This window comes from Vibrio sp. (genome assembly GCF_050299255.1).
GTDB lineage: Bacteria > Pseudomonadota > Gammaproteobacteria > Enterobacterales > Vibrionaceae > Vibrio.
Genome location: NZ_JBNKVP010000094.1, coordinates 1 through 11419, shown reverse-complemented (window position 1 = coordinate 11419; position 11419 = coordinate 1). Strand labels below are relative to the sequence as shown.

The window sequence follows — 11419 nt, the reverse complement described above, 5'->3', positions numbered from 1 at the left end:
TTTGCTACATAGGTGAGTACGACAGTGGCAACATTGATTACGCTAAAATTGCCACCGGAAATATTGAAGTACATACCTACAATGCCGATGGTTCGTTTAATAAAGATCTCTCTGGCAGTTTGAATTCCGGTGGTCAGTTAACCTTTACCGCGAATGATTTGGAAAATGGCGGCTATGTAACCATTTTTGACAATGTTGGCTCCGCTTCATCACCAAATGTCCATACGCTGTCAATTCAAAAAGAATTGCTGTCAAACATGTTGATTAACGTAGAAGCTCTGCAGGGGAATCAGGCCAGTTGTTATACCTCAGGTAAGGTCACTTTAACTAGTCAACAAAAATCACTGAGTTTAGCGTCATCTAACACGTCATTGGTGATGAACAATTATGGTTATGAAAGCTATCGAGATGGACAGGTCTCATCTACGGCTAACCTGAAAAACGCAATCAACATCATTAATACCTCTGAAGAGATACTCACTACCGGTTTATATGACTCTAAAGTTGTGGCCGCTAAGTTAGTTAAAGCTGGGGACCTAGCAAATTCTGGCACGACTCCTACGTTGGTTGAGTTAGAAACCTTATCCAATAATATGGATTTGAACTGGACACTTTCTGCAGGACAAACGCTAACTAGCGGCAAAATACTGACATTTACTAGTAAAACAGGGTTTGAGTGGCAAGAGTTGTTACAAACAGATCTGGATTTCAATTTTATCCCTGCGCAAGGATACAGTTCTTATCTTGAAGGTAGCTATAATGGCTGGGAGGTATATTCTAACCAGCCAATGAATCTCAATTTGGCTCAAAATGACGTGGTGTTAACCGAAGCTATAGTCTCAACCGGCTTAAATCCGCAAATCAACAGTTGTAGTTCAGGTTGTGTTATCGATACTAATGGTGCCGTGTCGTCGAACGATAAGGTTTTTCAGCGTAGTTACTTTGAAGTTTCTGGTCAGGCGAAACACACAGTTTATGCAATTCCAGGTACCAATTCCGAAACCGTAATTCCGGATTACAATGTCGATGCGAGCTTTAAGCCAGTCGATAATATCATGCCGGAAGTTAGCATGATCTTAACCAGCAATATAACTACAGATTTGGTGCAGTACTTTATGACTCAATACAATGCGCCACTGTCCACAGGTAGCTTTGTAGACAAAGTATCAGTCGTTGCTACACCGCAAGATGAGATTGCAAATAAACGCAAACAAGCAAGCCTTGCTTACCAAGTTATTCAAAAGTAATTGGATAACTGTTCAGCGAATGTTGAAATATCGCTACCAATTCGTGACCAACAGCAAAAACTGAGTAATCTTTTCTCTAAAATGCTTAGCCCCTCATAATGAGGGGCTTTTTATGTGCTTGAATTTTCATGTAATTGGTTCTTATTTTTCATGCTTCAACATATAGTATGGAGTTTTGAATGTTAATTGAGCTTTGTATCTATAACTACCTGATGTTTCTAGTCATATATTCCAATTAGGCCCCTCTACTTGTTACATTTATGAAAACTAAATTGAGGGTGAATGGCTGGTTGTCTTGTGGGTAAAACTTCATTTATCTGCAAATAATATGCAGTAATTTAAGATGAAAGCTCTTTATTTTGCATAAGTTGTCAAATATAATCTCGAAATCACAGCTAACGGTAGGTTAATAATTTGTTGCATGTTTTCAGGGCTGGTGATACTTTGTAGCGAAATATGGGTGGAACCCATGCAGTCAGATGATAATAAAGGGAGTTATAGCGCATGAATGAAGTACCCGCGCTGGATATAAAGGAACTGCACAAAACCTTTGGCCAAAATGAAGTGTTAAAGGGCATCTCACTGGAAGCGCACAAAGGTGATGTTATTTCAATCATCGGTTCTTCCGGTTCAGGTAAGAGTACTTTTCTCCGCTGTATAAACCTTCTCGAAACTCCGACCTCAGGCGAAATCTGGGTTAACGGAGAGATGATTCAGATGAAAACCAACCGCCAGGGTGAAGCTTTACCTGCCAATGAAAAGCAGGTTCAACGCATTCGCTCTCGTTTGGCAATGGTTTTTCAGGGCTTCAACCTCTGGTCTCACATGACGGTGCTGGAAAATGTTATTGAGGCACCGGTACATGTATTGGGTGTACCGAAGAAGCAGGCGATCGAAAACGCAGAGGCATTGCTGAAAAAAGTCGGTTTATATGAACGTAAAGATTATTACCCAGGGCACTTGTCTGGTGGTCAGCAGCAACGCGCGGCGATTGCTCGGGCTCTGGCGGTCGATCCTGAAGTAATGCTATTCGATGAGCCGACTTCAGCACTTGATCCAGAATTGGTGGGCGAAGTGCTGGGTGTTATGCGTGATCTGGCCGAGGAAGGCCGAACCATGTTAGTGGTTACCCATGAAATGGCGTTTGCCCGCGATGTGTCCAATCACGTGATGTTCCTGCATCAAGGCTTGGTTGAAGAGCAGGGCGATCCGGAAAAGTTGTTCACGAATCCGGAATCAGAGCGTCTGAAGCAATTTATATCTTCAATTTACTAATGTTGTATTCAGCGATCGAACTTATTTTGATGAGCTGAATGACGTGTCATGTAAAAAATAACAATACAGAAAATATCAATCACAGGAGTATGGAAATGAAAAAGTGGTTATTAGTTGCAGCACTTGCTGCTACCGCAGCGGCTGGCGTAGCCCAAGCGAAAGAATGGAAAGTTGTTCGCTTTGGTATTGAGGGTGCTTACCCTCCGTTTAGCTGGACTGAAGCAGACGGTTCACTGAAGGGCTTTGATGTCGATATGGCTAACGCTCTATGTGAAGAGATGAAAGTGAAATGTCAGATCGTTCCTCAAGACTGGGATGGCATTATTCCATCGCTGCTGGCCCGTAAATACGATGCCATCATCGCGGCTATGTCTATCACTGAAGAGCGTAAGAAGAAAGTGGACTTCACTGGCAAATACGCTCAGATCCCGAACAAGTTTATCGCCAAAAAAGGCGCTGGTCTGGATTTCGAAAACTTAGATGGCGTTAAAATTGGTGTACAGCGTGCAACAACACACGATAAGTACCTGACTGATAACTACGGCGATAAAGTTGAGATCGTACGGTACGGTTCGTTTGATGAAGCTTACCTGGATCTGGCGAACGGCCGTATTGCTGCGGTTCTGGGTGATGCATCTGCATTAGAAGAAGGTGTTATCAATAAAGCTGGTGGCGAAGGCTACGAGTTCGTTGGTCCTTCACTGACTGATGCTCGCTGGTTTGGTGAAGGTATGGGTATCGCAGTTCGCAAACAGGACAAAGACTTAACCAAGCAGCTGGATGCGGCTATCACTTCTCTGCGCGAAAAAGGTATCTACCAAGAAATCGCGGCTAAATACTTCAAATATGACGTTTACGGTCAATAAGACCGGCTAACGGATCCTGGCTACTGGTTTCTCGTTCCTAGATGTACCCGGTAGCCAGGAGTCTAGATTCTAGGGACTAGGAACTCACCTATGCTGGATTTGCAAGGATACGAAGCCTCAATATTCAAAGGGGCCATGCTGACAATTGAAGTCGCACTTCTCTCACTGTTGCTTGCCATGGTACTCGGAATGCTGGGTGCATTGGCAAAATTAGCCCCGTACCGCTGGGCTAGAGTCATCGCCACTATTTACACAACCATTATTCGCGGCATCCCTGATTTGGTGCTGATGATGCTGATTTTCTTCGGCGGTCAAATACTGCTCAACAACAGCCTTTATGCCATTAATGAATGGTTGAATGAGTGGTTTATGTCCAGTGACCCTAACCATGAGTGGACAGCATATCTTCCCGATTACATTGATGTCAGCCCGTTTATCGCCGGTATTCTAACAATTGGCTTTATCTTTGGCGCCTATATGGCGGAAACATTCCGCGGCGCGATCATGGCTGTTGATAAAGGTGAACTGGAAGCGGCTAAAGCTTACGGAATGAGTGCTACTTTGGCCTTCAGACGCATTTTGCTACCTCAAATGATTCGTCACGCGCTTCCGGGGTTTGGCAATAACTGGCTGGTACTGCTTAAAACAACGGCACTGGTTTCTATTATTGGTCTGGAAGATATGGTCCGTATGAGTTCGCTGGCAGCAGGCTCAACCAAAATGCCGTTTACCTTTTATATGGCGGTATCAATAATTTTCTTGTTCTTTACCAGTGTCTCAACAGGTTGCCTCAAGCTGGTTGAACGTAAATTCAGTATTCATACGAGGTAGGCTATGGACTTCAGTTTAATTATCGACAGCTTGCCTATCTATTTTAAAGGGTTATGGACCACGGTATGGCTGGTGGGATTGTCATTGATGATCGGTTTAACGGTTTCAATACCTTTGGCAATAGCGCGCAATAGCAATAACTGGTTACTTCGCGGGCCATCCTGGGCATTTATTTATTTCTTCCGCGGAACCCCGTTACTGGTACAGCTTTATCTTATTTATTACGGTATGGATCAGTTCTTCCCGGTTAAAGATACGTTATGGGAAAATGCCTGGTTTTGTGCCTTAGTCGCGTTTGTCCTGAACACTTCGGCCTATACCGGCGAAATTATTCGCGGCGCGATCAATGGCTTACCTAAAGGTGAAGTAGAAGCCGCCAAAGCGTACGGGATGAGCAAGTTTGCCACGTATCGCCGTATAGTGCTGCCTAGTGCGTTGCGTCGGGCGTTACCGGCGTACAGTAACGAAGTGATATTTATGCTGCACGGTAGTGCTGTCGCTGGCATCATCACCATTATGGATCTTACCGGTGCCGCCAGACTGGTTAACTCACGCTACTATGCACCGTTTGAGTCTTTCTTGACCGCAGGTCTGTTCTATATGTGTCTGACCTTTATCATTTTGTGGTGCTTCAAAAATGCCGAGAAACGTTTCCTGGCTTATTTAAGACCACTTAGCTAGTGCGCATTGGTTAGTAAACCGAACAGATAAAAAAGGGCTTCCAACAGGAAGCCCTTTTAAATTGCTTTCATGACATTAAGTCAGCAGTTAAACACGGACCAGATAGGCGCGTGATCAGAAGGTTTTTCTATCCCGCGCAACTCATAGTCAATACCTGCTTCGGTACACTTAGCCGCTAGCGTTGGCGTGGCCAGTATGACGTCGATACGTAGCCCACGGTTGTCATCGAAACCTCTGGAGCGATAGTCAAACCACGAATACTGGTCATCAACCAGTGGATGTAAATTTCGAAAAGTGTCTTCAAAACCCCAATCGAGCAGCGTTTTCAGCCATTCGCGCTCTTCGGGCTGGAATGAACACTTGCCTGTCTTCAACCAGCGTTTGCGGTTTTGCTCGCCAATGCCGATATCAGCATCAATAGGGCTGATGTTAATGTCGCCCATTACGATGAGCTTCTCCTGGTTATTGTGATGCTCAGTCAGATACCCCATCAAATCACGGTAGAATTGCCGCTTATACGGGAATTTCGTTTCATGGTTGATGTTGTCGCCTTGCGGGAAATAGCCATTGAGTACCGTCACTGTCTGACCATCTCCATCTCGGAAGCTGGCCATAATCATTCTTTTCTGATGTTCTTCTGTATCAGTCGGAAAGCCTTTCTGCACGCTGATAGGTTCTTGTTTGCAAAGAAGGGCGACGCCATAGTGCGCTTTCTGGCCATGAAAATAGACCTTGTATCCCATGGCTTCGACATCTTCGATTGGAAAAGCGTCGTCGTGAACTTTGATCTCTTGCAGCCCAATTACGTCTGGCTGATGTTTTTCAATTAACGCCTGTAGCTGATGTAAACGTGCTCTGAGCCCGTTGATGTTAAAACTGATAACTTTCATTCGAATTCCTTCGCAACAAGGTTTAGCGCTAGATGTTAACACTGCAATGGTTACAAGCCCAAATGAAACAATGAGATATAGGATCCGCTTTCGCGATATCCCCTAAGCAGGCTATTCAAACCCAAATCAGAGTATGTTGTAATTGAGTTGTTAAAAAACAATTAGTTTCTGTTTGTTTGCAAGACAAGGAAGTGGTATGCGAACTCTCTCTGTGCAGTGGAAAATCACCTTGCTGGCTGGCTTTTGCCTGCTTTTGACCTCATTAGCATTGGTTGGCTATTCGGTTTTTAATGCGGTGAAAAACCAAGGCGTAATCAAAGACCAAACATCTCAGTCTGTGATTGAGAAATCACAAAAACTGATCCAAACCCAGGCTCAACTGAACGCCACGGAAATCTCATCATTTTTCAACGAAGCGCTATACCGTGCTCAGATGCTGGCTTCCAACGCGCTGTTCTACAAAACCAACTTTGAAGAAAACTTTGGCGATAGCGAAGAGCTGCGTACCACACTGAACGAGATGGTCAAACAGACCGTAAAAAACTTTCCTAATGTTCATGGTGCTTATTTGGTGTTTATGCCCGACATGTTGGACCAGGAAGACAGCAACTATGTGGGAGCCAACTATGCAGGTAGTAATGAGAAAGGGCGTTTTGCCACTTCCTGGCAAAAATCTGCAGCGGAGGAAGAGGTCTCGGTAAAGATACTGTCTGAAAGTGAGTTGGGGCTACAGGAAAATCGCGAACGTTATTTGTGCCCCATCCTTAATCAGTCGGATTGTATTAGTAGCCCGCGTGTGACGGATTTGGACGGAGAGCGGTTGCTGACGACTTCCATTGTGGTGCCCATTATGGCGAACAGCAGACCGATAGGGTATTTTGGTATCGATCTACGCTTAGACGGATTGAAATCCATCGTCGCTAACTCTGATCAAAGTCTGTTTGAAGGACAAGGCTTGGTTAGCATTATCAGCCTGGACGAATCACTGATCGCCAGCGACGATCCTTCGCTGGAGTTGGGAGAAGAATACGCCAGTCAAACTATGTCTGCAGATGCGATCACTGACCTGTTGTATAACGGCGAATTACACAGTCAGTGGACCGAATCAGGAGTATGGCTCAATGTATTTGCACCAATTAATATCGCCAATGAAACTTGGGGCGTGTTGTTTGATATGCCGCGAACCAGTGTGCTGGCAGATGCGGAAGCGTTGGACAAGACTATCGCTCAGCAAGTTTCCGAAGGTGTCACGGCAGAACTGATAACCGGGGGCGTATTTGTTCTGTTAGGGCTGGGCCTGATCACTGCCATGGCGAGGCGGATTGTGAAGCCAATTCGTTTGGTTGTGGCGCGTTTAGAGGACATTGCTTCGGGCGAAGGGGACTTAACCCAGCGACTGGAGATTGATTCAAAAGATGAAATTGGCCAGTTGGCCACGGGTTTTAACCAATTTCTTGATAAACTACAGGTGACGATAAGACAAATTGTCGATAACACCCATCAGGTAGCCACGACAACCTTGCAGTCTAAATCTGCTGCCCAACTGACTCGCAGTAGCAGCGATGCACAATTCCGGGAAGTCGATCTGGTTGCAACTGCCTCAGAAGAAATGACCCAGACTGCAGGACTGGTAGTACAGAATGCAGAAAATGCCGTCGAGGCGGCAGCGGCAGCCAATGACGCAGCGACTACTGGCCGGGGCGTTATCGAACAGTCCGAGATCGAGATCCGTCAGTTGGTAGAGACCATGATGCAAACCGTACCAATAGTGGAAGAGCTGGCGAAAAACAACAGCAATATCACTGAGATCCTGACTGTGATTGAGGGGATCTCGGAGCAAACCAATTTGTTGGCACTTAATGCCGCAATAGAAGCCGCACGGGCCGGAGAACAGGGACGAGGCTTTGCCGTCGTTGCCGATGAGGTACGTAATCTGGCCAGTCGTACCCAGGCATCAGTGGGTGAAATTCGTACCGTGATCGCCAATGTTCAATCCGGAACAGAAGATGTGGTCAATGCAATCCAGCAGGGTAATCAAATCGCCACCGCCTCGGCTGAACAGGTCACTCAGGCCGTCAGAGAGTTGGAAGCGGTGTTTGAGTCGATAAGTTCGATCAATGATATGAGCAGTCAGATAGTGAAGGCCGCGGAAGAGCAGCAGTCGGTGTCCACTGAAGTGAACCAGAGCGTCGCCAACATTCGCGACTTAAGTGCGCAAATCTTAATGCAGGCAGAGGAGTCTGAAACAGTCAGTGGCCAGATAAGTCAGCTCTCCGAACAGCAGCAAGCGCTAGTGGCCCAGTTCAAGGTATAAGCGCTCAGTAGTAATAAAGCCCGCTGCAGTTCATGCTGAGCGGGTTTGTTATTATCCGAAGTCTGTCGCTATTCAGACAAGTACCAGTACCCTTTGTTCACCAGTTCGGCCATCGTTTTATAAGCTGTGTCATTGGCCATCAGATCACTCAGTGTAAGCTGTTGTTGGTTGCAAAGCGCTTCGACCAGCTTCTGGTTATCCGAGCCTAAGTCATACCGCTCGCCATTGATATAAACCACATATGGCTCTGCTTCAAAATAGAGGCTTTTCAAACCGGCCGTTTTTATTAACTGGGCACCTACATCCAATTCTGCTACCAACTCGTCTGGCGACAAGGCGGGTTCCATCGGTAGCAAGTTAAGTTGGTGTCTCGGCTGACTGAGCAAGCTACCAATAGCCGCATTGATGGTAGGTTGATTGCTGAACTGGGCCAGTAACATGTCAGTTAACTGTTGCTGTGCTTCAAGGTTGATTTGGCCATTGTGACTTTGAGCGGGCCAACCCGGTCTGTGCCAGTGTATATCACCCAGATCATGGTTAATCAGATGATCAGCAAAATGACTCACCAGCTCGACTTGCTTTGGCGACCGATAACCGATCGAATAGCTCAGACTGCCGGTAAGCGACTGGCCTTCGTGAGGAAAGCCCGGTGGGATATAAAGAATATCACCCGGATTAAGTACCACATCTATCTCGGCGTCGAATCCTTCGATCTGTTTTAACGCATCGCCCGCCAGTTTTTCCTGGTACTGACCGGTATCTTTTGCACCGATGCGCCAACGGCGTTGTCCTTGCCCCTGAATGATAAACACATCGTATTGATCTATGTGCGGACCGACACCACCACTGGGGGCTGAATAGCACACCATTACGTCGTCTAACAACCATTGTGGTAAGGAACTAAAGGGTTGAAGCAGGTCCGCCAGGGGTTCGTACCAGTGGTTCGCGGCCTGGATGATCAGTTGCCAGTGACTTTCTGCTAATTGAGTAAGCTCAGCTTCTTCAAACGGTCCATGTTTTGCTTGCCATTTACCATTGTCATTAGTGACCAGCCTGGAGTCGATTTCCGGTTCCAGAGCTAAACCCGCCAGTTCATCGGCGCTGATAGGATCCTGAAAGTCAATGAACCCCTGGCGAATAACCGCTGGCTTCTGATGCCAGTGGCCGCGCAGAAATTCATCCAAATCAAAGTTCAACCTGTTCATTTTTCTGACCCGGATTCAGTGAGTTTTTGCTGCAGATCTGATTTGACGATTTCAATCGCCTCCAGAGCAACCTCAGCTTCGATGTTGTTGGATTCCAGCAGGTAGATGATATCAACCGCCAGTTTAACGTGATCCGGAGCCTTGCTTAACGGGCCTGGCTCACGGTCTGAATTATCTTGCATGGTTAGTGCTTCCGTTCCCGGTAGGTGATCTGTTTTTCAATCCGATGTTTTGCCGCCTGACAACGCTGCAGCCTTTTTTCTGTAGCCAGTAAAGCTTGCTGGGCGCTGGCTTTATTTATCCCGGCCGCATGTTCGACTGCCAGCTCTTTTTCCCTGACCATGTCTTGCAGCCGACGTTCCCAATCCTGGTGCTGGGCTAAATCCTGATACAGCTGATTGATCGGTTTTCTGCCGTAGCCCGATTGCTTGGGTTCACGACGACGTATTTCCTGAGTAGATATCTCACGTTGAATTGCACTGATCTGTGCCAGCAGGCGTTCGGTCAGATATTCAGCCCTGGCGGCAGTGAGCATTCCGGCATCAGATTCGCGCGAGATCGCAGCGCAGGTGGATTTGGCTTCATCGACACAGGGAACCAACAGTTTTGACCGGCAGGAGAACAGGATTTCATCAAACAGTGGGTTGTTCTGTTCGCCACGTTGACGATCGATCGCTGCAGCCTGCTGGGCAAGTTGCTCAAGACGGGCGGTGAGTTGCGAGAGTTTACTCATACCGCGACAAACCAAGCATCGTACGCCAGTTTAACCGCAAGTATGCTGACGACGGAAACAAATACCGGGCGGATGAATTTGGCGCCAAACCGAATGGCGGAATGGGCTCCGAAATAAGCCCCGGCCATCAGACACACGCCCATTGTTAAACCTAGCACCCAGTCGATATGACCGAGAATTGCAAAAGTAACTAGCGACGTAAAGTTACTGGTGAAATTCATTGCTTTAGCGAGTCCCGATGCCAGTAAGATATTAAGCCGGTACAGCGCTAACGAGCTGACGGTCCAAAAAGCGCCGGTGCCCGGTCCTGCGACGCCATCATAAAAACCCAGGGTGAACCCCTGCAGGTATTGCTGTTTGTGCAGTTTCGGACACGCTTTGGGGAGAACGTCCTGGTTGATATGGGGAGTTTTGTGCCAAACGGTGTATATAGCGGCTGCCAGAATAATAAGGGGCAGTACTTTTTCCAGCCAGTCAGTGCTGATGCTGTCTACCACCAGAGTGCCAATAATGGCACCGGCCAGTGTGGCAATAAATGAGCGGCTCCAATACTGCGGCCGGAACAACTTTTTTCGGTAATAGGTGAACGCCGCAGTTGAAGACGCGAACGTAGCAGCTAACTTGTTGGTGCCTAAAGCAATGTGCGGGGGAAGGCCGATCGAGAGTAGAGCAGGGACGGTCAACATTCCGCCTCCGCCAGCAACCGCGTCAATAAAACCGGCGATAAAAGCCACTACGGCCAATACCAACAAAATCGTCGGCTCTAACAATTCCATATTTCTCTTCTTTTTTAGTTGCATCGCCAAACCGTGGGTTCAACGACTTATTATTCAATGGTTAGTTTAAAGGGTGGGAGGGAGTTGAGTAAGTTTTTCCCATATCGTTTAGACACTAAGCGCCGGTCTAAGATCACGACTCTACCAGAATCCTGTTCTTTACGCAGTAATCTTCCCACTGACTGAATCAGTTTTTTGCTCGCTTCCGGTACCGCAATTTGCAAAAACGCATTACCTCCCCGGCTTTCAACATATTCGGCATACGCTTGTTCAACCGGCGAGGTAGGGACCGCAAAAGGCAACTTGGTGATGACCAGGTTCTCCAGTAGCTCCCCGGGCAAATCTAACCCTTCAGAAAAACTGCCGGTACCGAAAAGCACGCTGGTTTTTCCGCATTGCACCAGTGTTTTATGTTTTTTTAGAATTTCTGAGCGCGAGCTTTCACCCTGAACCTGTAGATTCCAGCCCTTGCTGGCAAAATCGCTGCGCAGCCCGTCTGCCACTTGCCTCATTTGCCAATAAGAGGAGAACAGCACCAGGTTAGCTCTGTCCGGTTGTAAATAATCCGGTAGCACTTGAGTGAGATAATCGGTGTACTCAG

At 46.9% G+C, this 11419-nt stretch carries 12 protein-coding genes; 6 read left to right on the top strand and 6 right to left on the bottom strand.

Annotated features, from left to right (window positions below):
• The 5 genes from ACQY6F_RS16825 to ACQY6F_RS16805 form a co-directional block, all read left to right on the top strand.
• Positions 1-1247 (top strand): hypothetical protein (locus ACQY6F_RS16825; RefSeq protein WP_428776070.1); only part of this gene is annotated, 1247 nt, incomplete at its 5' end.
• A gap of 504 nt (positions 1248-1751) precedes the next feature.
• Complete coding sequence (locus tag ACQY6F_RS16820) at positions 1752-2522, top strand: ABC transporter ATP-binding protein (protein ID WP_428776068.1); 771 nt, start codon at positions 1752-1754, stop codon at positions 2520-2522.
• A 95-nt stretch (positions 2523-2617) separates the two neighbouring features.
• Complete coding sequence (locus ACQY6F_RS16815; protein ID WP_428776066.1) at positions 2618-3388, top strand: ABC transporter substrate-binding protein; 771 nt, start codon at positions 2618-2620, stop codon at positions 3386-3388.
• A 90-nt stretch (positions 3389-3478) separates the two neighbouring features.
• Entirely contained in the window at positions 3479-4219 is a 741-nt protein-coding gene (locus ACQY6F_RS16810) for an ABC transporter permease (protein WP_428776065.1), read from the top strand.
• A 3-nt stretch (positions 4220-4222) separates the two neighbouring features.
• Positions 4223-4900: an ABC transporter permease gene (locus ACQY6F_RS16805; protein WP_428776063.1), complete on the top strand. Its 678-nt coding sequence runs from the start codon at positions 4223-4225 to the stop codon at positions 4898-4900.
• Positions 4901-4980: 80 nt separating this feature from the next.
• Here the strand turns inward: ACQY6F_RS16805 and xthA are convergent, their stop codons facing one another.
• Positions 4981-5790, bottom strand: a complete 810-nt coding sequence (xthA, locus tag ACQY6F_RS16800) for an exodeoxyribonuclease III (protein WP_428776061.1) — start codon at positions 5788-5790, stop codon at positions 4981-4983.
• Positions 5791-5986: 196 nt separating this feature from the next.
• On the opposite strand from xthA, the gene ACQY6F_RS16795 reads away from it, so the two are divergent.
• Entirely contained in the window at positions 5987-8104 is a 2118-nt protein-coding gene (locus ACQY6F_RS16795; protein WP_428776059.1) for a methyl-accepting chemotaxis protein, read from the top strand.
• Between the two features lie 68 nt (positions 8105-8172).
• Here the strand turns inward: ACQY6F_RS16795 and ACQY6F_RS16790 are convergent, their stop codons facing one another.
• The 5 genes from ACQY6F_RS16790 to ACQY6F_RS16770 form a co-directional block, all read right to left on the bottom strand.
• On the bottom strand, positions 8173-9309 hold the full coding sequence (locus ACQY6F_RS16790; protein ID WP_428776058.1) for a JmjC domain-containing protein: 1137 nt from the start codon (positions 9307-9309) through the stop codon (positions 8173-8175).
• Positions 9306-9491, bottom strand: coding sequence for a pleiotropic regulatory protein RsmS (gene rsmS / locus ACQY6F_RS16785; RefSeq protein WP_428776056.1), 186 nt, complete (start codon positions 9489-9491; stop codon positions 9306-9308). The genes ACQY6F_RS16790 and rsmS overlap by 4 nt, the downstream gene beginning before the upstream one ends.
• Positions 9492-9493: 2 nt before the next feature.
• On the bottom strand, positions 9494-10042 hold the full coding sequence (gene priC, locus ACQY6F_RS16780; RefSeq protein ID WP_428776055.1) for a primosomal replication protein PriC: 549 nt from the start codon (positions 10040-10042) through the stop codon (positions 9494-9496).
• Complete coding sequence (locus tag ACQY6F_RS16775; RefSeq protein WP_428776053.1) at positions 10039-10818, bottom strand: sulfite exporter TauE/SafE family protein; 780 nt, start codon at positions 10816-10818, stop codon at positions 10039-10041. Before ACQY6F_RS16775 ends, priC begins: the two co-directional genes overlap by 4 nt.
• Before the next feature lie 50 nt (positions 10819-10868).
• Positions 10869-11419 (bottom strand): helicase C-terminal domain-containing protein (locus ACQY6F_RS16770; protein ID WP_428776052.1); only part of this gene is annotated, 551 nt, incomplete at its 5' end.

What these genes read in the sequence shown, in the direction of transcription:
- xthA (WP_428776061.1), bottom strand. Translation starts at nt 5,790, where the DNA reads ATGAAAGTTATCAGTTTTAACATCAACGGGCTCAGAGCACGTTTACAT.
- ACQY6F_RS16775 (WP_428776053.1), bottom strand. Translation starts at nt 10,818, where the DNA reads ATGGAATTGTTAGAGCCGACGATTTTGTTGGTATTGGCCGTAGTGGCT.
- priC (WP_428776055.1), bottom strand. Translation starts at nt 10,042, where the DNA reads ATGAGTAAACTCTCGCAACTCACCGCCCGTCTTGAGCAACTTGCCCAG.
- rsmS (WP_428776056.1), bottom strand. Translation starts at nt 9,491, where the DNA reads ATGCAAGATAATTCAGACCGTGAGCCAGGCCCGTTAAGCAAGGCTCCG.
- ACQY6F_RS16815 (WP_428776066.1), top strand. Translation starts at nt 2,618, where the DNA reads ATGAAAAAGTGGTTATTAGTTGCAGCACTTGCTGCTACCGCAGCGGCT.
- ACQY6F_RS16820 (WP_428776068.1), top strand. Translation starts at nt 1,752, where the DNA reads ATGAATGAAGTACCCGCGCTGGATATAAAGGAACTGCACAAAACCTTT.
- ACQY6F_RS16805 (WP_428776063.1), top strand. Translation starts at nt 4,223, where the DNA reads ATGGACTTCAGTTTAATTATCGACAGCTTGCCTATCTATTTTAAAGGG.
- ACQY6F_RS16790 (WP_428776058.1), bottom strand. Translation starts at nt 9,309, where the DNA reads ATGAACAGGTTGAACTTTGATTTGGATGAATTTCTGCGCGGCCACTGG.
- ACQY6F_RS16810 (WP_428776065.1), top strand. Translation starts at nt 3,479, where the DNA reads ATGCTGGATTTGCAAGGATACGAAGCCTCAATATTCAAAGGGGCCATG.
- ACQY6F_RS16795 (WP_428776059.1), top strand. Translation starts at nt 5,987, where the DNA reads ATGCGAACTCTCTCTGTGCAGTGGAAAATCACCTTGCTGGCTGGCTTT.